We start from the raw sequence: 25,194 nt of genomic DNA, 5'->3' as shown, positions 1-25,194 counted from the left end.
GCTATATCCCGGCTCGCCGCAGCAGGCGTTCGCCGCGCGCGTCGGGGACCTGTGCGCCCCGTCGACGATCGCGCGAACGTGCAACCGGATTGTCGGGCGGCTTTGACCAGAGGGACCCTCTCCATGCCGTCCAACGACAGCTTCAAGACCCGCCAGGACCTTTCCGTCGGGCGCAAGAAATACGCCTATTACAGCCTTCCCGCCGCCGAGGAAGCCGGTCTGGCCGGGATTTCGCGCCTGCCGCGGTCGATGAAGGTGCTGCTGGAGAACCTGCTGCGCCACGAGGACGGGGTCTCGGTCACCGAGGCCGACCTGCGCGCCGTCGCCGCCTGGGTCGAGAACAAGGGCTCGGTCGAGCACGAGATCGCCTTCCGTCCCGCCCGCGTGCTGATGCAGGACTTCACCGGCGTGCCGGCGGTGGTCGACCTGGCCGCCATGCGCGACGCCATGAGCGCCCTCGGCGCCGATCCGACCAAGATCAACCCGCTGAACCCGGTGGACCTGGTCATCGACCACTCGGTCATGGTCGACCACTTCGGCGACCCCTCGGCCTTCGAGCGCAACGTCGAGCGCGAGTACGAGCGCAACATCGAGCGCTACAACTTCCTGCGCTGGGGCTCGTCGGCCTTCAACAACTTCCGCGTCGTGCCCCCGGGCACCGGCATCTGCCACCAGGTCAACCTCGAGCACCTCGCCCAGACCGTCTGGACGCTGGAGGAAGGCAAGAAGACCGTCGCCTATCCGGACACCGTGGTCGGAACCGATTCGCACACCACCATGGTCAACGGCCTGTCGGTGCTGGGCTGGGGCGTGGGCGGCATCGAGGCCGAGGCGGCCATGCTGGGCCAGCCGATCCCGATGCTGATCCCCGAGGTCATCGGCTTCCGCCTGACCGGCCGCCTGCCGGAGGGCGCCACCGCCACCGACCTGGTGCTGACCGTCACCCAGATGCTGCGCAAGAAGGGCGTGGTCGGCAAGTTCGTCGAATTCTTCGGCGACGCCCTGACGACCATGACCATCGAGGACCAGGCGACCATCGCCAACATGGCCCCCGAGTACGGCGCCACCTGCGGCTTCTTCCCGGTCAGCCGCGCCACCATCGACTATCTGACCGCCACCGGCCGCGACAAGTCGCGCGTGGCCCTGGTCGAGGCCTACGCCAAGGCCCAGGGCCTGTGGGTCGACGAGACCTCGGAAGACCCGGTGTTCACCGACACCCTCGAGCTGGACCTCTCCACCGTGGTGCCGTCGCTGGCCGGACCGAAGCGGCCGCAGGACCGGGTCGAGCTGACCGCCGCCGCGGCCTCGTTCGAGACCGCCCTGGCCGAGACCTTCAACCGCCCGCTGGACGCGCCGCGCGCCGCCGTGGAGAACGAGTCGTTCGACCTCGGCGACGGCGACGTGGTCATCGCCGCCATCACCTCCTGCACCAACACCTCCAACCCGTCGGTGCTGATCGCCGCCGGCCTGGTGGCGCGCAAGGCCAACGCCCTGGGCCTGAAGCCCAAGCCCTGGGTCAAGACCTCGCTGGCGCCGGGCTCCCAGGTGGTGACCGACTATCTGACCGACGCCGGCCTGCAGAAGGATCTCGACGCCCTCGGCTTCAACCTCGTCGGCTACGGCTGCACCACCTGCATCGGCAACTCGGGCCCGCTGGACGCCGGCATCTCGAAGACCATCAACGACAACGGCCTGGTCGCCACCAGCGTGCTGTCGGGCAACCGCAACTTCGAGGGCCGGGTGAACCCCGACGTGCAGGCCAACTACCTGGCCTCGCCGCCGCTGGTCGTCGCCTACGCCCTCGCCGGCTCGATGCGCATCGACATCACCACCCAGCCCCTCGGCCAGGACAAGAAGGGCAAGGACGTCTTCCTGAAGGACATCTGGCCGACCGCGGCCGAGATCGCGGCCATCCAGAAGAAGTCGGTGACCTCGAAGATGTTCGCCCGGCGCTACGCCGACGTGTTCAAGGGCGACCGCCACTGGCAGGCCATCCAGGTGACCGGCGGCCAGACCTACGCCTGGGACGACAGCTCCACCTACGTCCAGAACCCGCCCTACTTCGACGGCCTGACCATGGAGCCGGCGCCGGTGAAGGACATCGTCGAGGCCCGCGTGCTGGCCATCTTCGGCGACTCGATCACCACCGACCACATCTCCCCGGCCGGTTCGATCAAGAAGACCTCGCCGGCCGGCGCCTATCTGACGGAGCACGGCGTCGACGCCCTGGACTTCAACAGCTACGGCGCGCGCCGCGGCAACCATGAAGTCATGATGCGCGGCACCTTCGCCAACATCCGCATCCGCAACCGGATCACCCCGGAGATCGAGGGCGGGGTGACGAAGCACTTCCCGTCGGGCGAGGTGATGCCGATCTACGACGCGGCCATGCGCTACCAGTCGGAAGGCCGGCCGCTGGTCGTCTTCGCCGGCAAGGAATACGGCACCGGCTCGTCGCGCGACTGGGCGGCCAAGGGCACCCGCCTGCTGGGCGTCCGCGCCGTCATCGCCGAGAGCTACGAGCGCATCCACCGCTCGAACCTGGTCGGCATGGGCGTGGTCCCGCTGCAGTTCAAGCAGGAGGGCTGGCAGAAGCTGAACCTGACCGGCGAGGAGATCGTCACCATCCGCGGCCTGTCCGACGTCAACATCGGCAAGCTGCGCCCGCGGCAGGACCTGTGGGTCGAGCTGTTCCGCCCGTCGGACGGCAAGATGGCCCGCTTCCCGGTCCGCTGCCGCATCGATAACCAGACCGAGCTGGACTACTTCAAGGCCGGCGGCGTCATGCCCTATGTGCTGCGCAATCTGGCGCGCGGCGACGGCGCGCCGGCGGAGCCGGTCACCGGCGGCGTCGCCGGCTGACGGCGGCGGCGCAACGATGCGAAGGGCCGGCGGAGCGATCCGCCGGCCCTTTTCGTCGGGGACGCCCGTTGCGACGACGGACGGTTCGGGAGGCCGCAGTGGGCGACTAGCGGACTTCGCTCGCAGCAGTCGCTTGAGTGGCCATCAGCACAAGCGGCGCGTGATGGTGACCGGTGTGAGCTCCGAAGGCTTCGCCCCGGACGGTGACGGTGCTTCCCACGGCGGCTCTCAGAACGCCGAGGACCGCTTCGTCGGACGCGCTGACCTGGACCCGGTCAAAGGACGTCGTCGGAGAGATGAACTCGCCATCGGTCGCGCACAGCCGCCTCGGGAGTTCAAGAATGAACGCCCGCTCCTCGGCATCGCCTCCCGCGATGCTCTCGTAGTTCGGTGGACCGGCGAACAGCTGAACGGTGAGGACGCCCGACAGCGTCGCCTGGCCGCCCGCCTTCCTGAGGTCGAGGCATGTCTTCGGCTCTGCTTCAGCCGCGGACGCCGCAGGCGGCTGGGTGGCAAGCAGGGCCATGGAAACGAGAAGAACCGTGAGCTGCATCCAACAAGCTTGGCAGCGGCGTCGACCGTCTGCAACGGGTCGGAAGCGGCGCCTGCCCGCCGCCGGCCTCGCTCCCGGGCAGGCCGGCTCGCGACGCGCGCGCTTACGGCTCCGCCTCGATTCGCTCGCACAGCCCTTCCCCGAACGCCTGCGCCGCCGCCGTGCGGCGGCTGGTCAGGTCGTTCCCGGTCGCGGGCAGGTCGGCGCGGACCGGGTAGCGGGCGATGACCCGGCCGCGGGCGTCGTGCAGGTCGACGGAGCCGGGCAGGCGCACGCGGCCGTCGTCGGCGAGCAGACTCCCCTGCCGGTCGAGCTCGTGGATGAAGACGATCGCCTTCACCGGACGCCGGCCGTGGAAGCAGGCCGCCGCGCCCCTGCGGAAGGCGGGGATGAAGGCGGCGGAGAAGGCGTCCGGCGGGTTGTAGAAGGCGCTGCGCACCTCCACCGCCTCGATGAACAGGTCCCCGGCCAGGGCCCGGTCGAGGGCGATCTCCGTCGGCGGGTCCATGTCCCAGAAGTCGGCGGCGCAGGCGGTCAGCCCGCTCCCGGAGAGGACGGCTGCGAGGGCGAACAGGCGCGCGGTCATCGTCACCCGCGGGTGGCGTTGTGCGGGCCGCGGTCGCGGGGGTTGCGGCCGAAGGCCTGCTCGCACAGGGAGCGGCCGAACTCCTCCGAGGCCATCATCTGGCGGTCGCCGACGAGGCCGGCGAGGCGGCCGCCGGCGGTGGTCGCGACCGAGATAGGGAAGCGGCCGACCACCACGCCGCGCCGCGGGTCGACGAACTCGGCCGTGCCTTCCAGCACATGCATGCCGCGCCCGGTGGCCAGCGTCTCGAGACGGCCGGCGCGCTCCAGCCGGTCGACGTGGATGCGCACGTCGATCGGGGCCGTGCCCCACATGCAGCGCGACAGCTCCTCGTGCACCTCCTCCGAGAAGGTGTCGCTGAAGTCCTCCCCGGCGTTCAGCCAGCCGGTGGAGACGAAGATCGTCCCGACCTGCGCCGTCTCCTGCAGCCCCGGCGGCAGATCCATGGGCGGCCCGCCCTGGACGACGGGAGCACAGGCGGCCGTGGCGAGCAGGGCGGCGACGGCGACGGCAGACGATTTCATGGAGGCCCTCCGGTTCCTGCGACGCTTAGGCGCCCGGCGCGGTGAACCGCGAATGAACGCCGTTCGCCTGCAGATTAAATCTCCGCAATGCGCCGGGTCGGACGACCGAATCCGGCGCGCGGCTCCGTCACTGTGCGATCGGCCCGGGACAGGGCCGGCCGCCCCGGGGGAGAGGAAGGCATGGCCATTCGGGACTCCCGGGACTCGGGACACCCCTCGCAGAGTCCCGAACCGGGCCCGCCTCAGCGGCCGAACACCTCCACGCCGATCTCGCCGGCGGGGGTCAGCCAGGCCCGCTTCATGCCCTCGCTGTTGTAGGGCTGGGCGAGATTGCCGTCGCGGTCGAGGGCGATCAGGCCCCCGTCGCCGCCCAGCGAGCCGACGTCGTCGATGGTCGCCCGGGCGGCCTCGGCCAGCGACTGCCCGGCGGCGACGCGCCAGGCCGTCTGCACGCAGGCGGCGGCGCGGATGAAGTACTCGCCGACGCCGGTGGCCGAGACGGCGACGCGCGCGTCGGCCCAGGAGCCGGCCCCGGGGATCGGCGTGTCGCCGACCCGCCCGGGCGCCTTGCCGAACACCCCGGCGGTGGAGGTCGCCGCCGCCAGCCGGCCGTCGCGGTCCAGCACGCAGCAGCCGACGGTCCCGTGGCTGAGGCCCTTCGGCGGATGGTTGTCGTCGCCCTGGCCGGCGTGGGTGAACCAGGCCGGCTCGTCGCCGATCGGCTCCAGCCCCTGCTCGGCCGCGAACAGGGCCGCGCCCTCGCCGGCCAGCAGCACGTGCGGGGTGCGGTCCATCACCGCCCGCGCCGCCCGGATCGGGTTGCGGAAGCCCTGCAGCGCCGCCACCGCGCCGGCCCGCCGGGTCGGGCCGTCCATCAGGCTGGCGTCCAGCTCGTAGGCGCCGGCCAGGTTCGGCGAGGCGCCGCGCCCGGCGACATACAGGCCGGAGTCCTCGAGCCGGACCACCGCCTCGACCGCCACGTCGAGGGCCGGGGCGCCGGCGTCCAGCCGCGCCTTCATCGCCTCCACCACCTCGCGCATGTGCACGACCTCGCGGTCGTAGTTGACGCCGCGCCGGGCGCCGGCGCCGCCGTGGAGGATGAGAGCGGTCATGCGGCGGGATCTCCTCAAGCCCTTGCAAAGGCCGGGGCGCTGCTTAGCGTTCCGGCGCGAAGGGCGCCACGGGGCGTCGCCGGAGATTTTTTCATGCGCGCCATCCTGTCCACCGCCCCCGGCGGTCCCGAGACCCTGACGCTGGAGACGGTCGCCGATCCGGCGCCCGGCCGCGGCGAGGCGCTGGTGGCGGTGAAGGCGGTGGGGGTGAACTTCCCCGACACCCTGATCATCGAGGACCGCTACCAGTTCCGGCCGCCGCGGCCCTTCTCGCCGGGCGGCGAGCTGGCGGGCGTGGTCGAGGCGCTGGGCGAGGACGCCCGGGGCGTCGCCGTCGGCGACCGGGTCATCGCCGTCCCCGGCTGGGGCGGCATGGTCGAGAAGCTGGCGATCGACGCCGGCCGGCTGATGAAAATTCCGGACGGGATGGACTTCCCGACCGCCGCGGCCCTGACCATGACCTACGGCACCAGCTACTACGCCCTGAAGGACCGGGCGCGGCTCAAGGCCGGCGAGACCCTGCTGGTGCTGGGCGCCGCCGGCGGCGTCGGCATCGCCGCCGTGGAGCTGGGCAAGGCCATGGGCGCCCGGGTCGTGGCCGGGGTGTCGAGCGAGACGAAGGCCGCCTTCGCCCGCGAGGCCGGGGCCGACGACTGCGTGATCTATCCGCGCGGGCCGCTGGACCGGGACCAGCAGAAGGCGCTGTCGGCCGACCTGAAGCGGGTGCTGGGCGGCGAGGGCGCGGACGTGGTCTACGACGCCGTCGGCGGCGACTACTGCGAGCCGGCGCTGCGGGCCATGAACTGGGACGGGCGCTACCTGGTGGTCGGCTTCCCGGCCGGCATTCCGGCGCCGCCGCTGAACCTGACCCTGCTGAAGTCGACGTCGATCGTCGGCGTCTTCTGGGGCGCGGCGGTGATGCGCGACCCCGCCGGCCACGCCGCCAACATGGCCGACCTGTTCCGCCTGTGGGGCGAGGGCCGGATCCGGCCGCGCATCAGCGCGACCTGGCCGCTGGCGCAGGCGGGGGAGGCGATCCGGGCGCTGGGCGAGCGCAACGCCCTCGGCAAGGTCGTGGTCACCGTTGACTGACGGGCCCGTCGCCGTCGCCCTTCAGCCGCTCCAGCGCCGCCTCGGCCTGGTCGCGATGGCGGCGCTTCACATGGGCGCCGAGGGTCGCCAGCAGGGCGGCGATCACCGCCGCGTCGTCGGTGAAGCCGATGCCGGCGAAGACGTCCGGAATGGCGTCGGTGGGCAGGACGAAATAGGCCAGGGCCCCGAGCATGATCCCCTTGGCCGTCGTCGGCGTCTGCGGATCACGGGCGGCGAACCACACCGACAGCAGCTGGTCGGCGAAGGGGAGGCGTGCGGCGGTGCGCCGCACCTTGGGCCAGAAGCCGCGGTTGACCCGCATCTCGTTGACCTTCTGCACCGACGGCACGAGGGCGCGCGACGGGTCCAGCGCGTCCTGCGGCGAGGCGGGTTTGGATTTGGCGGTCATGGCGGCTAAACCCCGCGGCACTCTCAAGGTTCTGACAACATAGGGGCTGAGGCCATGAAACTCGACGGGTCGATCGCGGCGGTGGTGACGGGCGGGGCCTCGGGCCTCGGCGAGGGCACGGCCCGGGCGCTGGCGGCGCAGGGGGTGAAGGTCGCCCTGTTCGACCTCAACGAGGAGGCCGGCGAGCGCATCGCCGCCGAGATCGGCGGGGTGTTCTGCAAGGTCGACGTCACCGACGACGCCTCGGTCGCCGCCGGCTTCGAAAAGGCCCGCGCCGCCCACGGCCAGGAGCGGCTGACCGTCAACTGCGCCGGCATCGCCACCGGCATGAAGACCGTCTCGCGGAAGAAGGACACCGGCGAGATCAAGGCCCACGACATGGCCCAGTTCGAGCGCACGGTGCGGGTCAACCTGTTCGGCACCTTCCGCGTGCTGTCGCAGTCCGCCGCCGGCATGGTGACGCTGGACCGGATGGAGGACGGCGAGCGCGGCCTGATCGTCAACACCGCCTCGGTGGCGGCCCAGGACGGCCAGATCGGCCAGGCCGCCTATTCGGCCTCCAAGGGCGGCGTCTACGCCATGACCCTGCCCGTCGCCCGCGACCTCGCCCAGGAGGGGGTGCGCTGCAACACCATCCTGCCGGGCATCATGTGGACGCCGATGATGGCCGGCATGGACCAGAAGATCCAGGACGCCCTGGCGGCGATGATCCCCTTCCCCAGCCGGCTGGGCACGCCCGCCGACTACGCCTCGCTGGTGCTGGAGCTGGCCCGCAACGTCTACATCAACGGCGAATGCATCCGGCTCGACGGGGCCATCCGCCTCGCGCCGCGCTAAATTCTCCGAAGGGGGCTTGCGGGGGCCTTGGCGGGTCCGCTATACGCCCGCCCTCGACTGAAGCGCGGGCGTAGCTCAGGGGTAGAGCATCACCTTGCCAAGGTGAGGGTCGGGCGTTCGAATCGCCTCGCCCGCTCCAGTCGGAAACACGAAGAAGGCCCGGTTCGCGCCGGGCCTTTCTTGTTTTCAGATCCGCTTCAGCCGTCGCGCGTGGCCGCCGACCATGCGCAGGGCCAGCGCGTCGGGCAGGTGCTTGCCAAGGCCGGCCAGCACATTGTTCATCAGCCCGGGCGTGACCTTCGGCCGGTTCGCCTCGCAGGCGCGGTAGCCGACCTCCGCCACATGCGCCGCGGTCTGCCACATCCAGCGCGGATAGGCCGACGAGACCTCCTCCCGCGTGCCGTTGACGTCGTGGAACTCGGTCAGGGTGTAGCCGGGGCAGAGGGCGGTGACGTGCACGCCGGTCCCGGCCAGCTCGAGGTGCAGTCCCTGGGAGGCCTTGATCAGGAAGCTCTTGATCGGCCCGTACAGGGTGTCCCCGCCGGTGGCCGGCATCTGGCCGGCGAGCGAGGCGACGTTGAGGATGCGGCCGAAGCCCCGCTCCGCCATCCCGGGCGCGAACCGGCGCGACAGCTCGACCGGGGCGGACAGCATGACCCGGATCATGGCGGCGTGTTCGGCCGGATCGGTGCGCAGGAAGCCGGCGGTGCGGCTGAAGCCGGCGTTGTTGACCAAGCCGTCGACGCCCAGGCCGAGGGCCTCGATCCGCGCCGCCAGCCGCAGCGGCGCGTCCGGCCCGGCGAGGTCCTCCGGCAGAACGCTGGCGGTCGCGCCGAGGCCGGCCAGCTCCGCCGCCAGGGCGCGCAGGGGCGGCGCGCGACGCGCGGTCAGGATCAGGTCCCAGCCGTGGGCGGCGTAGACCCGCGCCAGGGCCGCGCCGATGCCGGCGGAGGCGCCGGTGACGAGGGCGACAGGGCGGGCGCCGGCCCTCAAGCCTCCGCCCTCAGGCCGCGACCGGACAGGCGGCGTGCGGCGCGAAGGCGGCCAGCGACGGCGGGTTCTCGGCCAGCAGGTCGGCGATGGTGATCTTCGCGAGGGCGGCCGAGGCGGCCTGGTCGGCGGCGGTGAGGGCCTTGGCCACCTGGCGCGGAATGTGCTCGCTGACCGGACAGCCCTTGGCCCCCGCCGGGGGGGAGCCGAGGTGGGCGCAGCCGTTGACGGCCTTGAGCACCTCGTCCAGCCCGATCTCCTCGGGCCGCCGCAGCAGCCAGGCGCCGCCGGCGGCGCCGGGGCGGGTGGCGATCAGGCCCGCGCGGGCCAGCATGGCGGTGACCCGGCGCACGACCACGGGGTTCGTCGGCACCGAGGCGGCCAGCACCGCGCTCGCCGCGGCCTCGGCCGGCGAATAGGCGCCCTTGTGGGCCAGATAGGCCAGGGCGTGGGCGGCGACGGGAAATCTCTGGCTGTCTGACATGGCGGGTTCCAGATCCAAGATAAGCACGCGCCGCGGGTTTCTCAAACCACGGCGGCCTTCGCAGGTGCAGCGCGATTGAACCGGCCGATGAAAGGGCCTAAAGGCTCGCCGCTCGTTTGGTGGGGACCGCGGGTGCGGACGCCCCGGAGGAAGTTCATGGCCGGGGTTTCTCCCCAGGACGCGGACGCCACGTCCGCCCTCGCCGGCAGCAGCACCGCAACCTCCGACCCGAAGGCCGCTTCCGGCGCGTCGCACGGCGGCGGCCACGGTCCGGGCGCGGGCAAGGTCGGTCTGATCGTCGGCGCCATCGGCGTCGTGTTCGGCGACATCGGCACCAGCCCGTTCTACGCCATGCGCGAAGCGCTGGCGCACAGCCGCTCGGGCGGCCAGGCGGAGCTGGCGGTGCTCGGCGTCGTCTCGCTGATGTTCTGGGCGCTGATCCTCGTGGTCACCCTCAAGTACGTCGTCTTCCTGATGCGGGCGGACAACAAGGGCGAGGGCGGCACCCTGTCGCTGATGGCCCTGGCGCAGCACGCGGTCGGCCGGCGCAGCGGGCTGATCTTCCTGCTCGGCGTCTGCGGCGCGGCCCTGTTCTACGGCGACGGCATCATCACCCCGGCGGTGTCGGTGCTGGGGGCCGTCGAGGGGCTGAAGGACGCGCCGGGCATGGCCGGGCGGGTCGACGGCTTCGTCCTGCCGCTCGCGGTCGGCATCCTCGTCTTCCTGTTCATGATCCAGTCGCGCGGCACGGCCAGCGTCGCCAAGTGGTTCGGACCCCTGACCACCATCTGGTTCCTGGTGCTGGGGGCGCTGGGCCTGATCCACATCTTCGACGACGTGTCGATCCTGCGCGCCCTGTCGCCGCACTACGGGGTGCTGTTCCTGGTCGACAACGGCTTCCTCGGCTTCATCATTCTCGGCAGCGTCTTCCTCGCCGTCACCGGGGCCGAGGCCCTGTATGCGGACATGGGGCACTTCGGAAAGGCGCCGATCCGGCAGGGCTGGCTGTACTTCGTCCTGCCGTGCCTGACGCTGAACTACCTCGGCCAGGGGGCCCTGGTGCTGTCCGACCGAACCGCGGCCGAGAACCCGTTCTGGATGATGGTGCCGGAGATGGCCTACTGGCCGGTGTTCATCATCGCCACCATCGCCGCCATCATCGCCAGCCAGGCGGTGATCACCGGCGCCTTCTCGGTGACGCAGCAGGCGGTGCAGCTGGGGCTGCTGCCGCGGATCAGCATCCTCAACACCTCCGAGACCGTGGCCGGGCAGATCTTCGTGCCCGCGGTCAACATGATGCTGATGGTCGGGGTGATCTTCGTGCTGGTGCTGTTCCAGACCTCCTCCAACCTCGCCGCGGCCTACGGCATCGCGGTGACCGGCTCGATGTTCGTCGACAGCCTGCTGGCCTGGTTCGTGGTGCGGAAGCTGTGGAAGTGGTCGGCGGCGCTGTCGCTGGCGGTCATCGCGCCGCTGGTGGCGCTGGACCTGGTGTTCCTGACCTCGAACCTGCTCAAGATCCCGCAGGGGGCGTGGTTCCCGCTGGTGCTGGGCGTGTCCCTGCTGCTGCTGATGTGGACCTGGGTGCGCGGCACCCAGATCCTGACCGACAAGACCCGCAAGGACAGCCTGCCGCTGACCGACCTGATCGAGATGCTGCGGGCGCGGCCGCCGCACCGGGCCCCCGGCACGGCCATCTTCCTGACCTCGGACCCCGACGTCGCGCCGGTCGCCCTGATGCACAATCTCAAGCACAACAAGGTGCTGCACGAGAAGAACGTAATCCTGACGGTGCGCACGACGGACCGGCCGCGGGTGCCCGAGAGCGAACGCATCGCCATCGAGCCGATCTCCGAGGACTTCAAGAAGCTGACCCTGTCCTACGGCTTCATGGAGCAGCCGAACGTGCCGAAGGCCCTGGGCCTGTGCCGCAAGCAGGGGCTGAAGTTCGACATCATGTCGACCAGCTTCTTCCTCGGGCGGCGGTCGGTGGTGGCCTCGGCGGCGGCGGGCATGCCCCTGTGGCAGGACCGCATCTTCATCTTCCTGATGCGCAACGCCGCCAATCCGACGGACTTCTTCCGCATCCCGCCCGGACGCGTGGTCGAGCTCGGCACGCAGGTCTCGGTCTGATGGCCGGGAACAGGGGTCGAGGGCCGGCGACCGAGGGACGCAATTCCGCCGCCCGCGGCCGCCGCGTCGCCGAGCAGGCGCGCGGCCCCCGCCCGTCCGCCCCGGACGCGCCGCGCGACGAGGCGGCCGACATCGGCGTCGAGGCACGGCTCGCCGCCGGCGTGCTGCTCGAGGCGGCGCTGGACGGCCGCGGCGGGCTCGACGCCGCCCTGTCCTTCCGCGAGGTGGCCGGCCTGCCAGCGCCCGACCGCGCCTTCGCCCGGGCGGTGGCCATGGCCGCGCTGCGGCGGCTCGGCGAGATCGACCAGATCCTCGACCGCCGCCTGCAGAAGGCGCCGCCCGCCGCCGTGCGCACCATCCTGCGCGTGGCCCTGGCCCAGACCCTGGTGCTGGAGACTCCGGCCTTCGCCGCCGTGTCGACCGCGGTCAAACTGGCCGAACGGGACCCGAAGACCCGGCCCTACAAGAACCTCGTCAACGCCGTGCTGCGTGGCGTCGGCCGCGACGGGCCGGGGCTGACCACGGCGGAATCGAACCTGCCCGACTGGATCGCCGCCCGTTGGCGCGCGACCTGGGGCGAGGCGGCGCTGGCCGGCCTCGCGCTGGCCGCCCGCGAGGAGCCGCCGACCGACCTGAGCCTCAAGCCGGGGGTCGACCCGGCGGCCGTGGCGGACGCCGTCGACGGCGAGGTGCTGCCCGGAGGGACGGTGCGCACCGGCCGGCGCGGCGACATCGCCGGCTGGCCGGGCTTCGCGGAGGGCGGCTGGTGGGTCCAGGACGCCGCCGCGGCGGTTCCGGTGCGCCTGCTGGACCCGCAGCCGGGCGAGACCGTGGCCGACCTGTGCGCCGCCCCCGGCGGCAAGACCCTGCAGCTGGCCGCCGCCGGCGCGTCGGTCGTCGCCCTGGACCGTTCCGACAAGCGCCTCAACCGCCTGCGCCAGAACCTCGAACGCACCGGTCTGGCGGCGGAGATCGTGGTTTCCCCGGCCGAAGAATGGGACGACCCGCGCGTCTTCGACGCCGTCCTGCTCGACGCGCCGTGCACCGCCACCGGCACCTTCCGGCGCAACCCCGAGGTGCTGCGCGCCACCCGCCCCGCCGACGTGGCCAAGCTGGCCGACGTGCAGCACCGGCTGCTCGACGCCGCGGCTGAACGGGTGAAGCCGGGCGGCCGGCTGGTCTACTGCGTCTGTTCGCTGGAGCGCGAGGAGGGCGAGACCCAGATCATCGCCTTCCTGCGCCGCAATCCCGCCTTCCGCACCGCCCCGGCCGATCCGGCCGCGCTCGGCGCCCCGGCGGAATCGCGCACGCCCGAGGGCTGGCTGCGCATCCTGCCCTCGATGTGGGCGGAGAAGGGCGGGCTGGACGGCTTCTTCGTCGCCCGCCTCGACCGGATCGCCTAGGCGGCGGCCAGCACGCGGTAGTCGATCCGCGCCCGCGGCCGGAAGCCCAGGGTTTCGTAGAAGGCGATGGTTTCGGCGTGGGCGGCGCGGGCGTGGAGGAAGGCGATGTCGCCGCGCCCGAGGATCCGGGCCGTCACGATCCGCATCAGCGCCCCGGCCAGGCCCTGGCCGCGGAAGTCCGGGTGGGTGCAGACGCCGCTGACCTCGGTGTGGCCGGGAAGGCTGAGCCGCTCCCCCGCCATGGCCACCAGCCGGCCCTCGCGCCGCACGCCCACGAAGGCGCCGAGCCGATGCGTCTTCTCCAGGAAGGGGCCGGGGCGGGTCAGGGTGGCCAGCGCCAGCATCTCGGCCCCGTCGGCGTCGGTCAGGTCCTCGAACGCGACCTCGCATCCGCCCGCGGCGAGGCCATCGCAGACCATCTGCAGGCAGGGGATGTGGTCGACCGGCGCCAGTCCGGGCGGCTCCGGCGCGGCCGCCTCGAACAGGGCGACCGGCCCGGTGGCCCGCGCCAGCCGCCGGAGCGCGCCCCAGTCGGGGGTCTCGCCCTGCACGGCTGCGAACAGGGCATACGCCGGGTCGAAACGGACGGCCGGGCCGTCCGCGAGGGCGAGACGGGCCTGCCGCGTCGTCAGGGCGCTGAGGGCCGGACGGTCGAGGGGGTGGGTCGCGTGCATGGCTTCGCTCTAGCGCCTGGCGCCGGCGACGCCACCCCTCCGTCGACGCAGGGTCCGGAAGTCGCGATCAGGCGCGCCAGAAGCCGACGATCTTCTTCACCTCGTCGACCACCGGGTCGGCGATGGCGGCGGCGCGTTCGGCCCCGTCCTTCAGCACCCGGTCGACCTCGGCCGGCTCGGCCATCAGCCGGCGCATCTCGGCCGAGACCGGGGCCAGGGCCGACACCGCCAGCTCCGCCAGCGCCGGCTTGAACTGGCCGAAGCCCTGGCCGGCGAACTGCGCCAGCACCTGCTCGCGGCTGATGTCGGCGAGGGCGGCGTAGATGGTCACCAGGTTCTTCGCCTCGGCGCGGGTCTCCAGCCCCTCGAGCGTCTCGGGCAGGACCTCCGGGTCGGTGCGGGCCTTGCGGATCTTGGCGACGATGGCGTCGGCGTCGTCGGTCAGGTTGATGCGCGACTGGTCCGAGGGGTCGGACTTGGACATCTTGGCCGCGCCGTCGCGCAGGCTCATCACCCGCGGGGCCGGCCCCTGGGTGAGGGGCTCGGGCAGGGGGAAGAAGCCGGGGACGCCGAAGTCGTTGTTGAACTTGGCGGCGATGTCGCGGGTCAGCTCGAGGTGCTGCTTCTGGTCCTCGCCGGTCGGCACCTCGGTGGCCTTGTAGAGCAGGATGTCCGCCGCCTGCAGCACCGGATAGGTGTAGAGGCCGACCGAGGAGCGCTCCTTGTGCTTGCCGGACTTCTCCTTGAACTGGGTCATCCGGTCCAGCCAGCCGAGGCGGGCGACGCAGTTGAAGATCCACGCCAGCTCCGAATGGGCCCGCACGGCCGACTGCGGGAAGATCACCGACTTCGCCGGGTCGAGGCCGGAGGCCAGATAGGCGGCGGCGATCTCGCGCGTCTGGGCGGTCAGCAGGGCCGGGTCCTGCCACACGGTGATGGCGTGCAGGTCGGCGACGAAGAGGAAGCAGGGCGCGCCCTGGTCCTGCAGCTGGGTGAAGCGCTTCAGGGCGCCGAGATAGTTGCCCAGGTGCAGGGCGCCGGAGGCCTGGATGCCGGACAGGATGCGGCGGGGGCCCCCATAGGCCGGAACGGAGGGGGCCGGGGTCTGGTCGGTCATGGGTCGTGAACTCGGGAGGAGGGCAGGGTCAGGCGCGCGCGGGCGCGCCAGGGGGGTTGCAGCGGATCAGCCGCGCCATCGCCGACCGGCGGGCATCTGTCCCGAAAGCGTCATGGCGCCCGCTTATCGCGGCCCCGGCCGTCAGTCCAGACCGGAGGGCGGGGCTCCCCCCGGCTCGCGCCGGAGGACCCCCTTCAGCTCGCGGATCGACACGGCGCGGAACAGGAGCAGGGCCGCGCCATAGACGGCGCCGCCGACGGCGCAGACCGCCAGCACGGCGACCTCCTTGGCCAGCAGCAGCCGGCTGAGGGTCTCGTAGCCCACCCCGGCGGCGATCAGGACCACCGCCATGGCGGCGCTGGCCGCCAGCACCCGCGCCATTCGCCCCAGGAAGGCCGGCGAGGGGGCCCAGACGTGCTCGCGCACGAGGGTGCCGCCGAGCAGGGCCACGTTCAGCCAGGCCGACAGGCTGGTGGCGATCGCGAGGCCGATCACCCCGTCGCCGCCGCTGCGCGAAATCCAGAAGAACAGGCCCGTGCCGACGATGACGGTGAAGATCACCGCCGTCACCGCATAGACCATCGGCCGCCGGGTGTCCTCGCGGGCGAAGAAGGGCGGGGTGAGCACCTTGGCCAGCACGAAGGCGGGCACGCCCCAGGCGAACTGGCGCAGCACGTCGGCGGTGCGGGCCGCATCGGCCGAGGTGAAGGCGCCGCGCGTCACCGTCGCGTCGATCAGGAAGAAGGGGATGGCGAACAGGGCCACGGCGGCCGGCAGGGTGAAGACCATGGCGAGGGAGACGCCGTCGTCGAGGGTGCGGCGGCCGCCGTCGTGGTCGCCGGCGACGAAGGCCCGCGTCAGCCGCGGCACCAGCGCCAGCCCGATGGCGACGCCGATCAGGCCGAGCGGCAGCTGGTACAGGCGGTCGGCGTTGTAGAGCACCGAGCGCGCGCCCTCGTCCGAGCCGGCCAGCACCTGGCTCACCACCGAGTTGATCTGCATGGCGCCGCCCGCCAGCGCCCCGGGGACGGCGAGGGCCAGGGTGCGGCGCACGCTGGGCGTCAGCCGGGGCCAGGACAGGTTCAGCCGCACGCCCAGCCGGCGCACCCCGCGCCACAGCAGGCCCGCCTGGATGACGCCTGACGCCGTCACCGCCGCGGTCACCCACAGCAGCACCGTCGGCTGGCTGGCGGGGATGACCCAGGAGGCCAGCAGCGGCGCGAGGGTGCACAGGTTCAGGAAGATCGGCACCGCCGCCGACAGGGCGAAGCGGCCGGCGGTGTTCAGCACCCCTGACAGCAGGGAGGCGATGGTCATGCAGGCGAGGTAGGGCATGGCCAGCTGGGTGGCCGTCACCGCCACCCGCAGCACCGCCGGGTCGTCGCGGTAGGTCGACAGCAGCCACGGCATGATCCACGGCATCAGCACCTGCAGCAGGATGGTGAAGCCGGCCACCACCGCGAGCATGAAGGACAGGGCCTCCGAGGCGGTGACCGCCGCCGCCGGCTCGCCGTCCCGCGCCCGAACGCCGCCGTAGACCGGCACGAAGGCCTGGGCGAAAGCGCCCTCGGCGAACAGCCGGCGGAACATGTTGGGCAGCATCAACGCCGTGGTGAAGGCGTCCATCATCGGCCCCTGGCCGAAGCGCGCCGCCAGCGCCATGTCGCGGGCGAAGCCGAGCAGGCGGCTGCCGAGCGTCAGCGACGACTGCACCAGGGTGTTGCGGGCCAGGCTCATCCGGAACTCGAAAGGCGGGGAGGACGGACGAGGCTTAGCCTGCTTCCGCCGTCGGCGATACGGGCCGGGCCGGGCGGCGGCGGGCGAATTCGGTGACGTCCCGCTGGCTGGCGCGAACCGGGGCGGAGACCGGCGCCACCGGCGGCTCGGGGCGGTCCAGCACCCGCTCCAGATCCGCCCGCAGCCGCTCCAGCGCCGGCCCCGGCCGCGGCTTCCGACCGCCGGCGTCGGTGACGTAGAAGCTGTCCACGGCCCGCTCGCCAAAGCCCGCGATGTGCGCCGACCGGATCGACAGCCCGTGCCGCGCCAGCACCCGGGCCACGTCGGCCAGCAGGCCGGGGCGGTCGGCCCCGGAGGCCTCGATGACGGCCGCGTCGGGGGACTCGTCGAGATCGACCAGGGCGACCGGCCGGACGTCGAACGTGGCGCGCCGGACGCTGGGCCGGTCGGCCGGGGGCTGCGGCGCGATCTCGCCGCGGGCGGCCGCCTCCAGCCGGGCGATCAGCCGGGACAGCCGGCGCGGCTCGGCCCGGCCGTAGGGGGCGCCGGCGCCGTCCTGCAGCTCGAAGACGTCCAGCGCCGTCCCGTCGGCCGCCGTCGCCACCCGGGCCCCCACGACGTCCGCGCCCGCCGCGGCGATGGCGGCGGCGAGGTCGGCGAACAGGCCCGGCCGGTCGCGGGCGGCGACCGCCACCCGGGCGGCCGGATGCGCCTCCGGCCCCTCCTCCGGATCGCGCGCCTCCACGAGTTCGGCGGCGGCGCCGGCGGCGCGGGCCCGCTCGACGAGGGCCGGGTATTCGGCCAGCGGATCGTCGCGGCGCACGGCCTCGCCGCGGAACACGGCCTCGGTGGCCAGGTAGAGGTCGCGCATCAGCCGCCCCTTCCAGCCGTTCCACACCCCCGGCCCGACGGCGCGGATGTCGGCGACGGTCAGGATCAGCAGGGTGCGCAGGCGCTCCCGGTCGCCGACGAGGGCGGCGAAGGCGCGGATGGTGGCCGGGTCGGACACGTCGCGCTTCTGGGCGTAGTCGGAGAGGGCGAGGTGATGCCGCACCAGCCAGACCACGAACTCCGTCCGCCGCGGATCCAGCCCCAGCCGGTCGCAGGCCCGGCGGGCGGCGATGGCCCCGTCCTCCAGCTGGCCGCGGTCGCCGCCCTTGCCGACGTCGTGCAGCAGCATGGCCAGCATCAGGGCCTCGAAGTCGTCGATGCGGTGGACGATCTCCGATGCGGTCGGGTGCTCGGCCGTCAGCTTGCCGCGCTGGATGTCGTTGATGATGCCGATGGCCTGCAGGGTGTGCTCGTCCACCGTGTAGGCGTGGTACATGTTGAACTGGGTCTGGCCGACGATCCGCCCCCACTCGGGCAAAAAGCGGCCGAGGAGACCCGTCTCGTTCATCAGCGTCAGGGTGCGGTAGGGGCGCTGGCCGTGGGCGAGGATGTCGAGGAAGGTGCGCGCCGCCTCCGGGTCGCGGCGCAGGGACGGCGTCACCAGCGACAGCGACCGGGTCACCGCCGAAAAGGCGTCCGGGTGCAGGTCGAGGTCGTGTTCGTCGGCGCTGCGGAACAGGGCGAGGAGCTTGACCGGGTCCTCCGTGAACACCTGCGGCCCGGTCACCGACAGCCGCCCGGCGACGCGGACGAAGCCCTCGACTCCCAGCTTGCGGCGGCGCCCCCGGATCAGCCGCGACAGGCTGAGCGCCTTCTTCTGCTCCCGGGCCTCCAGCTTGGCCGACATGGCCCGGGTCAGGGCGCCGACGTCCCGCGCGACGATGAAATAGCGGCGCATGAAGCGCTCCACCGCCGGCTCGTCGCCGCGCCCGCGCCAGCCCATGCGCCGCGCCACCTCGGGCTGCAGGTCGAAGGTCAGCTTCTCCTCGGCGCGGCCGGCGACGAGATGCAGGTGGGCGCGGGTGCGCCACAGGAAGTCGAACGACTCCTCGAAGGTGCGGCGTTCGCGGGCGGTCAGGAGGTCGTCCATCACCCGCGCGCCGAGCGGGCTGTCGGGCGCCAGCGAGCGGGCGATCCAGAACAGGGTGTTGAGGTCGCGCAGGCCGCCCTTGCCGTCCTTGACGTTGGGCTCCACCCGGTAGCGCACCGCGCCGGCCTTCCGGTGCCGCACGTCGCGCTCCTCGAGCTTGGCCGCGATGAACGGCCGCGGGTCCGCCTTCCGCACCAGGGCCCGGAACCGGTCGATGAAGGCCTCGGCGAGGGCGAGGTCCCCGGCGAGGGGACGGGCCTCCAGCAGGGCGGTCCGGACGGTCATGTCCCGCTTCGCCAGGGCGAGGCTCTCCTCCACCGAGCGCGAGGCGGCGCCGACCTTCACGCCCAGGTCCCACAGGACGTAGAGCATGAATTCAGTGACCTGCTCGCTGCGCGGCGTCGGCTTCCAAGGGCGCAGGAACAGCAGGTCGAGGTCCGAGAAGGGCGCCAGCACCGCGCGGCCGTAGCCGCCGACGGCGAGCAGGCACAGGTGCTCGGCCTCGGTCGGGTTGGGGGCGGGGTAGAGGGTCTCGGCGGCGAGCCGCCACAGCGCCTGCAGCGTCTCGTCCGCGGCGGCGGCGTACAGGCGCGCCACCGTCACCCCGTCGGCGCCCGCCTCCAGCCGGCGGGCGGCCCGGGCCCGCGCCGCGTCCCAGCTCTCGCGCAGGATTTCCGCCGTCGCCCGGCGCACGTCCGCGGCCGAGGCCGCCGCCGCCAGCCGGGCGTCGAGGTCGTCGCTCACCGCCCCGCCAGTCCCTTGAGCCGGTAAAGCGCCTCGAGCGCCTCGCGCGGGGTGAGGTCGTCGGGGTCGATGCCGGACAGGGCCTCCTCCACCGCGGAGGCGCGCGGCGGCGGGGGCGGGGGCGGGGGCTCGGCCACGGCGAACAGCGGTAGGTCGTCGAGGCTTGAGGCCGCGGCCTTCTCGCCTTCCAGCCGGTCCAGCACCTCGCGGGCGCGGGCCACCACCGCCGGCGGCACCCCGGCGAGCTTCGCCACCTGCACCCCGTAGGAGCGGTCCGCCGCCCCCGGCGCCGCCTCGTGCAGGAACACCAGTTCGCCGTTCCACTCCTTCGCCCGCATCGACAGGTTGCAGACGTGCGCCAGCCGCGTCTCCAGCCCCGCCAGCTCATGGTAGTGGGTGGCGAACAGGGTGCGGGCCCGGTTGCGGTCGTGCAGGGCCTCCGCCGTGGCCCAGGCGATGGCCAGCCCGTCGTACGTGGCCGTGCCCCGGCCGATCTCGTCCAGCACCACGAAGCTGCGCTCCGTGGCCTGGGTCAGGATGGCGGCGGTCTCGACCATCTCCATCATGAAGGTCGAGCGGCCCCGCGCCAGGTCGTCGCCCGCCCCGACCCGGCTGAACAGCCGGTCGACCACGCCCAGCCGCATCGCCTTCGCCGGCACGAAGGCGCCGGCCTGGGCCAGCACCACCAGCAGGGCGTTCTGGCGCAGGAAGGTGGACTTGCCGGCCATGTTCGGGCCGGTGACGATCGACAGGCGGGCGCAGGCGGCGCCGGAGCCGTCCAGGCGGCAGTTGTTCGGCGTGTAGGGATCGCCCTGCGCCTTCACCGCCGCCTCGACCACGGGATGACGGCCCGCCGTCACCTCGAAGCACAGCCCGTCGTCGACGTCGGGCCGCACCGCGCCGACCTCCTCGGCCCACTCCGCCAGCGCGGCGTGGGCGTCCAGTTCGGCCAGCGCCTCGGCCACCGCCTGCAGCGGCCGGGCCAGCGCCTGCACCGTGCGCCGCCACGACTCGAAGGTCTCGCCCTCGATGGCCAGGGTGCGCTGCCCGGCCTGGCTGATCTTCGCGTCCAGCTCCGACAGCTCCACCGTGGTGAAGCGCACCTGGTTGGCCAGGGTCTGGCGATGGATGAAGGGGCTCTCGGCGGCCGGCCGCAGCAGCGGCTCGGCGGCCTTGGCCGAGGCCTCGAGGAAATAGCCGAGCACGGCGTTGTGGCGCACCTTGAACGGGACGCCGGACTGCTGGACCGCCCGCGCCTCCAGCTCGGCCACCACCCGGCGGCTGTCGTCGCGCAGGGCCCGGGCCTCGTCCAGCTCCGGCCGGAACCCGGCCTCCACGAAGCCGCCGTCGCGGGCGAGGTGCGGGGGCTCGGCGACGAGGCCCGCGGCGAGGTCGGCCAGCAGACGGCCCACGTCGGGCGCCAGCGCCAGCCGGTCGAGGCAGTCGGCGATGCGCGCCGGCGGCCCGGTCAGCGGATCGCGGGCCGGCGGGAACAGCCCGGCCACCCCCTCGGCGATGGACAGGCCGGTGCGGATGGCGGCCAGGTCGCGCGGCCCGCCGCGGCCCAGCGCCAGCCGGGACACGGCGCGGGCGACGTCCGCGGAGGCCTTCAGCCCGTCGCGCAGGTCGCGGCGCAGGTCGCGGCGCTCCAGCAGCCATTCGACGGCGTCGAGCTGGTGGTTGATGGCCGTCGGGTCGCGCAGCGGCCGGGCGATGCGCTCGGCCAGGGTGCGCGCGCCGCCGGAGGTGACCGTGCGGTCGATGCAGGCCAGCAGGCTGCCCTCGCGCTCGCCCCTCTGGGTGCGGTCGATCTCGAGGCTCAACCGGGTGGCCGGGTCGATGGCGAGGAAGCCGCTGTCGCCCGAGCGGCGCGGCGGCCGGAGCGCCGGAACCTTCCCCGCCTGGGTGGTCTCCAGATAGCTGGCGGCCAGGCCGAGGGCCGCCACCTCGCAGTCCTCGAAGGCGCCGAAACCGTCGAGCGAGGCGACGCCGTACAGCCGCTCGACCCGCGCCCGCGCCCCCACCGGCTCCGCCAGCGCCTGCGGCAGGGCCTGGACCACGCCGCCGGAGCCGTCCAGCGCCGCCTTCGCCGCCTCATCGGAGAACAGGCGATCGGGGACCAGCACCTCGGACGGGCGGAACGAGGCCAGGGTCGCGCCCAGATCCTCCAGCCCGCAGGCGACGACGTCCACCTCGCCGGCCGACAGTTCGACCACGGCCACGGCCGCCCGCCCGCGGCGCACCGCCACCGCCGCCAGCCGGTTGGCCCCGCGCGCGTCCAGCAGGGAGTCCTCGGTCAGGGTGCCGGGCGTCACCACCCGCACGATGTCGCGCTTCACCACCGCCTTGGAGCCGCGCTTCCTCGCCTCGGCCGGATCCTCCAGCTGCTCGCAGATGGCCGCCTTGAAACCCTGCCGGATCAGTCGCGCGAGATAGCCCTCGAGGGCGTGCACCGGCACCCCCGCCATGGGGATGTCCTCGCCCTGGTGCTTGCCCCGCTTCGTCAGGGTGATGCCGAGGGCCGCGGCGGCGATCTCGGCGTCCCGGAAGAACAGCTCGTAGAAGTCGCCCATGCGGAAGAACAGGATGGCGTCCGGCTGGCTGGCCTTGGCCGCCAGGAACTGCGCCATGACCGGCGTCACGCCCTCGGCGGACGGCAGGTCGGCGGCTTTCGGCGGAGGGACGAGCGGGGCGTTCATGGAGCGCCGCAGGGTGAAGGATTGCGCCGGTCGGCTCAAGCGGCGGCGCGGCGTCTTGCACAGGCTTCGGGGCCCTGCGACAAGCGCGGCAGGCGGTTAAGGGAACGCGGTCGAACACCGCGGCTGTGCCCGCAACTGTAGGCGGCGAGGGCGTCGTTCGATCCGGAGCTTGCTCCGGCGCCACTGGGCAACCGGGAAGGCGTGAACGGCGGCTGTCGACCCGCAAGCCAGGAGACCTGGCCGCCGACGTCGTCCGTCGCTGTCCGGGACCAGACAGGGGCGCGGTGATCCGTCGAGGCGACCCGACCCCTGCGCCGTTCCTTCCGAACGGGTCGGTCGCCCCATATCCTCTCCGCCGCGCAGGCGGGGAGCGACGGAGCCTTCGCCATGTCGCGAACCCTTCTCCTGACCACGGCCGCGGCCGTGCTTCTGCCCCTGCCCGCTCTCGCCCGCACGCCGGACGAGCCCGCCGATCCGCTGCCGGAGGTGGTGGTCACCGCCACCCGGCTGCCGACCATCGTCCAGGACACGCCCGGCGCCCGGGTGATCGACCGGGAGGCGATCGACCGCCGCGGCGCCGTGTTCGCCGCCGACATCCTCGCCGATGTGCCCGGCCTGTCGGTGGTGCGCTCGGGCGCCTTCGGCGGCGTGGCCCAGGTGCGCATGCGCGGCGCCGGACCCGGCAAGACCCTGGTGCTGGTCGACGGGGCGCCGGTCAACGATCCGGCCGAGGTCAACGGCGCCTTCGACTTCGGCGGCTTCGATCTCGCCGACGTCGAGCGCATCGAGGTGCTGTCGGGGCCGCAGTCGTCGCTGTGGGGTTCGGACGCCATCGGCGGGGTGATCGCCTTCACGACGCGCGAGACCGACGGCGTGGCGCTGGATCTCGAGGCCGGCGCCTTCGACAGCCGCCGGGGCCGGCTGGCGGTCGGGACCGTGACGGCGGACCGCGCCCTCGGCGCCTGGGTGTCGCACCTCGCCTCCGACGGCGTCTCCGCCGCCGACGCCCGCGACGGGGCGCGCGAGCGCGACGGCCTCGCCTCCACCACCGTCGGGGCGAAAGGCCGCTACGCCTTTCCGGCCGGAGTCGTGGTCGACGGCTCGCTGCGCTGGACCGACGCCGAGGTCGATCTCGACGGCTACCCCGCCCCCGCCTTCGTGCTGGCCGACACGCCCGACACCCAGTCGAGCGAGCAGTGGTCGGGCTTCGGGCGGCTGCGCCTGTCGGCCTTCGGCCTCGACCACCAGTTCAGCCTGTCCGCCCACGACCTCAGCCGCGAGACCGTCTCCGACTTCCCCTCGCTGTTCGACGGGTCGCGGCAGACCTGGCGCTGGCAGGCGGCGGGGGCGGCGCGCGGCGTCGACTTCGTCGTCGGCGCCGAGCGCGAGGACACGGAGGGGCGGCTCTCCACCGGCCTGACCGGCGAGCTGGGGACCACCTCGGCCCTCGCCACCGCCCGGGTCCGGCCGGTCGACCGTCTCAGCCTCACCGGGGCGGTGCGCCACGACGCCACCGACGACTTCGGGTCAAAGACCACCGGCCGGCTGTCCGCGGCCTTCGACGCGGGGGCCGGCGCCACCCTGTCGGCCGCCTGGGGCACGGGCTTCAAGGCGCCCTCGATCAGCCAGGCGGTGTGCGACTTCTGCTATTCGACCCGGCCCTTCCCGGCCCTGCGGCCGGAAACGGCGGAGGGGCTCGAGGCGGCGCTCGGCTGGCGCTCCGGCGACGGCCGGCTGGAGGGTCGCGCCACCGTCTACCGGCTGAAGGTCGAGGACCAGATCACCTACGTCTTCGACCCGGCCAGCTTCGAGAGCGTCTATGTCAACGTCGCCCGGACGGCGACCGACGGCGTGGAGCTGGAGGGCCGGGCGGCGCTCGGCGGCGGCTTCGACCTGACGGCCGCCTGGGCGTGGACCGACGCCCGGGACGAGACCACCGGCGCCCGTCTCTTGCGCGTCCCGGACCAGGCCGGCTCGGCGACCCTCGCCTGGACCGGTCGGCGCCTGTCGGCGGCCCTGACGGTGCGGGCCGAGAGCGACCAGGACGACGCCGGCGGGGTGCGCGAAGGCTTCGTCGTCGCCCACCTCGCCGGCTCCTGGGCCCTGAACGAGGCGGTGACGCTGACGGGCCGGGTCGAGAACCTGACGGACGAGGCCTACCAGCAGGTGTTCGGCTACGGCGAGCCGGGCCGCTCGGGCTACCTCGGCCTCAGGCTGCGCTACTGAGCCGGCGCACGGTGGCGAGGACGGGGGCCGGCTGCTCGAGCTGCAGCTGGCCCCAGTCCAGATCCGGCGCGGGGGCGTGGGCGGCGGCCAGCATGGCCCGCAGCTCCGCCGCCGAGGCGGCCGAGGCCACCACCGCCGAGGCCTGGGGCAGGCCGAGGGTGTAGGCGAGCACCGCCTGCATCGGATCGACCCGCGCCTCGGCGAGACGCCGGCGAATGCGCGACAGCTGCGGCGCGTAGCGGTTCATCTCGGGCGGCAGGGCGTCGCCGCTCATGAACAGCAGGCCGCCGGCGAACACCGAGGACAGGTGGATATCCACGCCGAGAGAGGCCAGTTCGTCGAGCACGCCGGTCCGGTGGGCGCGCTGGTCCAGCAGGCTGCAAGGCAGCTGCACCAGATCGGGCTGGAAGCGCCGGGCCAGCAGCACCGGACCGTCCTCCATGGACGCGCAGAAGCCGATTCGACGGAACAGGCCCCGGTCCTTGAGGGCCTGCATCCGGGCCCACAGGTCGCGGCCCTCGGCCCCGGCGAGGTCGGCGGCGCTGGCGGCCAGCAGGGCGTCGCCGCGGGGCAGGCCGAGCCGCTCGAGCGAGCGGCGGGCCCGCGCCTCGACGCGATCGACCCCTTCGGCCAGCGGCACGGTGCGCACCGTCACCTGGAACGGCGAGGGGAAGGGCCAGGCCTGGCCGAGCAGGCGCTCGCCGTCGCCCTCGGGCCGGGTGGCGACCACCGTGACCCCCGCATCGGCGGCGGTCTGGAGCAGGAAACGGAGCGATTCCTCGCGGGCGCCGACCGGCGCCGGCATGGCGCGTTCGGGCGCGTGCACGACGGCGAGCGCGAGCTTGTCGACCGGAGACGGGGCGCGGTTCGGGATCACCGGCGGAGTCTGACGGGCAAAGCTTAAGGCGCCCCTTCCAACTCCTTGCCCGAACCTTACCCGCTGAACGACGATCTTCGTCGCAATCGCGCCCTTGCATCCCCGGGCGTCAGGTCCTTTAAGCCCCCCGAACGCCAGCGCCTCCCCGTGCACG

The 25,194-nt window shown here is 73.2% G+C and carries 19 protein-coding genes, 1 tRNA gene and 1 riboswitch; of the genes, 7 read left to right on the top strand and 13 right to left on the bottom strand.

From position 1 onward, the window contains the following. Positions 1-123: 123 nt before the first annotated feature. Positions 124-2,862, top strand: a complete 2,739-nt coding sequence (acnA, locus tag H2038_RS03440; RefSeq protein WP_292109198.1) for an aconitate hydratase AcnA — start codon at positions 124-126, stop codon at positions 2,860-2,862. Between the two features lie 106 nt (positions 2,863-2,968). Here the strand turns inward: acnA and H2038_RS03435 are convergent, their stop codons facing one another. The 4 genes from H2038_RS03435 to H2038_RS03420 all read right to left on the bottom strand — a co-directional run bounded on the left by H2038_RS03435 (position 2,969) and on the right by H2038_RS03420 (position 5,637). Further along, on the bottom strand, positions 2,969-3,415 hold the full coding sequence (locus H2038_RS03435; protein WP_292109197.1) for a DUF4431 domain-containing protein: 447 nt from the start codon (positions 3,413-3,415) through the stop codon (positions 2,969-2,971). Positions 3,416-3,518: 103 nt separating this feature from the next. Further along, positions 3,519-4,001 carry a hypothetical protein gene (locus tag H2038_RS03430; RefSeq protein WP_292109196.1) on the bottom strand — a complete coding sequence of 161 codons (483 nt, stop codon included), beginning with the start codon at positions 3,999-4,001 and terminating at the stop codon, positions 3,519-3,521. A gap of 2 nt (positions 4,002-4,003) precedes the next feature. Next, positions 4,004-4,525 (bottom strand): hypothetical protein, encoded by a 522-nt coding sequence (locus tag H2038_RS03425; protein WP_292109194.1) that lies wholly within the window; start codon positions 4,523-4,525, stop codon positions 4,004-4,006. Between the two features lie 242 nt (positions 4,526-4,767). Then, the gene (locus H2038_RS03420; protein WP_292109193.1) at positions 4,768-5,637 is read right to left on the bottom strand and encodes an isoaspartyl peptidase/L-asparaginase family protein; all 870 of its coding nucleotides are present in this window, start codon (positions 5,635-5,637) and stop codon (positions 4,768-4,770) included. A gap of 93 nt (positions 5,638-5,730) precedes the next feature. Here H2038_RS03420 and H2038_RS03415 point away from each other — a divergent pair, with 93 nt between their 5' ends. Next, positions 5,731-6,729, top strand: coding sequence for an NADPH:quinone oxidoreductase family protein (locus tag H2038_RS03415; protein WP_292109192.1), 999 nt, complete (start codon positions 5,731-5,733; stop codon positions 6,727-6,729). Here H2038_RS03415 and H2038_RS03410 read toward each other — a convergent pair. Then, positions 6,716-7,138 carry a YkvA family protein gene (locus H2038_RS03410; protein WP_292109189.1) on the bottom strand — a complete coding sequence of 141 codons (423 nt, stop codon included), beginning with the start codon at positions 7,136-7,138 and terminating at the stop codon, positions 6,716-6,718. The genes H2038_RS03415 and H2038_RS03410 overlap by 14 nt on opposite strands. A gap of 54 nt (positions 7,139-7,192) precedes the next feature. On the opposite strand from H2038_RS03410, the gene H2038_RS03405 reads away from it, so the two are divergent. Beyond that, on the top strand, positions 7,193-7,975 hold the full coding sequence (locus H2038_RS03405; protein ID WP_292109188.1) for an SDR family oxidoreductase: 783 nt from the start codon (positions 7,193-7,195) through the stop codon (positions 7,973-7,975). Positions 7,976-8,039: 64 nt separating this feature from the next. Further along, positions 8,040-8,114 (top strand) — tRNA-Gly (locus tag H2038_RS03400). 47 nt (positions 8,115-8,161) lie between these two features. Here the strand turns inward: H2038_RS03400 and H2038_RS03395 are convergent. Together H2038_RS03395 and H2038_RS03390 are read right to left on the bottom strand one after the other, a co-directional pair. Beyond that, positions 8,162-8,968 carry an SDR family NAD(P)-dependent oxidoreductase gene (locus H2038_RS03395; RefSeq protein ID WP_292109186.1) on the bottom strand — a complete coding sequence of 269 codons (807 nt, stop codon included), beginning with the start codon at positions 8,966-8,968 and terminating at the stop codon, positions 8,162-8,164. A 10-nt stretch (positions 8,969-8,978) separates the two neighbouring features. Beyond that, positions 8,979-9,449, bottom strand: coding sequence for an Rrf2 family transcriptional regulator (locus tag H2038_RS03390; RefSeq protein WP_292109184.1), 471 nt, complete (start codon positions 9,447-9,449; stop codon positions 8,979-8,981). 156 nt (positions 9,450-9,605) lie between these two features. Here H2038_RS03390 and H2038_RS03385 point away from each other — a divergent pair, with 156 nt between their 5' ends. Further along, complete coding sequence (locus H2038_RS03385) at positions 9,606-11,582, top strand: potassium transporter Kup (RefSeq protein ID WP_292109183.1); 1,977 nt, start codon at positions 9,606-9,608, stop codon at positions 11,580-11,582. Beyond that, complete coding sequence (locus H2038_RS03380; RefSeq protein ID WP_292109181.1) at positions 11,582-12,985, top strand: RsmB/NOP family class I SAM-dependent RNA methyltransferase; 1,404 nt, start codon at positions 11,582-11,584, stop codon at positions 12,983-12,985. Before H2038_RS03385 ends, H2038_RS03380 begins: the two co-directional genes overlap by 1 nt. Here H2038_RS03380 and H2038_RS03375 read toward each other — a convergent pair. The 5 genes from H2038_RS03375 to mutS all read right to left on the bottom strand — a co-directional run bounded on the left by H2038_RS03375 (position 12,982) and on the right by mutS (position 21,937). Beyond that, complete coding sequence (locus tag H2038_RS03375; protein ID WP_292109180.1) at positions 12,982-13,659, bottom strand: GNAT family N-acetyltransferase; 678 nt, start codon at positions 13,657-13,659, stop codon at positions 12,982-12,984. The two genes, H2038_RS03380 and H2038_RS03375, sit on opposite strands and share 4 nt — an antisense overlap. A 67-nt stretch (positions 13,660-13,726) precedes the next feature. Further along, positions 13,727-14,776, bottom strand: a complete 1,050-nt coding sequence (gene trpS, locus H2038_RS03370) for a tryptophan--tRNA ligase (RefSeq protein WP_292109179.1) — start codon at positions 14,774-14,776, stop codon at positions 13,727-13,729. Positions 14,777-14,917: 141 nt separating this feature from the next. Further along, on the bottom strand, positions 14,918-16,513 hold the full coding sequence (gene murJ / locus H2038_RS03365; protein ID WP_292109178.1) for a murein biosynthesis integral membrane protein MurJ: 1,596 nt from the start codon (positions 16,511-16,513) through the stop codon (positions 14,918-14,920). A 34-nt stretch (positions 16,514-16,547) separates the two neighbouring features. Then, positions 16,548-19,238, bottom strand: a complete 2,691-nt coding sequence (glnD, locus tag H2038_RS03360) for a [protein-PII] uridylyltransferase (RefSeq protein ID WP_292109176.1) — start codon at positions 19,236-19,238, stop codon at positions 16,548-16,550. After that, positions 19,235-21,937: a DNA mismatch repair protein MutS gene (gene mutS / locus H2038_RS03355; RefSeq protein WP_292109174.1), complete on the bottom strand. Its 2,703-nt coding sequence runs from the start codon at positions 21,935-21,937 to the stop codon at positions 19,235-19,237. Before mutS ends, glnD begins: the two co-directional genes overlap by 4 nt. A gap of 98 nt (positions 21,938-22,035) precedes the next feature. Beyond that, positions 22,036-22,175, top strand: a riboswitch (cobalamin riboswitch). Between the two features lie 149 nt (positions 22,176-22,324). Here mutS and H2038_RS03350 point away from each other — a divergent pair. Beyond that, a complete protein-coding gene (locus H2038_RS03350) occupies positions 22,325-24,163 on the top strand; it encodes a TonB-dependent siderophore receptor (RefSeq protein ID WP_292109173.1) in 1,839 nt (612 codons plus the stop codon). Here H2038_RS03350 and H2038_RS03345 read toward each other — a convergent pair. Further along, on the bottom strand, positions 24,147-25,040 hold the full coding sequence (locus H2038_RS03345) for an aldo/keto reductase (RefSeq protein WP_292109171.1): 894 nt from the start codon (positions 25,038-25,040) through the stop codon (positions 24,147-24,149). The two genes, H2038_RS03350 and H2038_RS03345, sit on opposite strands and share 17 nt — an antisense overlap. Positions 25,041-25,194 lie beyond the last annotated feature (154 nt).

Origin of the sequence: Brevundimonas sp. (assembly GCF_013912005.1) — a bacterium.
Lineage (GTDB): Bacteria > Pseudomonadota > Alphaproteobacteria > Caulobacterales > Caulobacteraceae > Brevundimonas.
The sequence above is the reverse complement of the archived record's forward strand: the minus strand, read 5'-3'. Positions and strand labels throughout refer to the sequence as shown.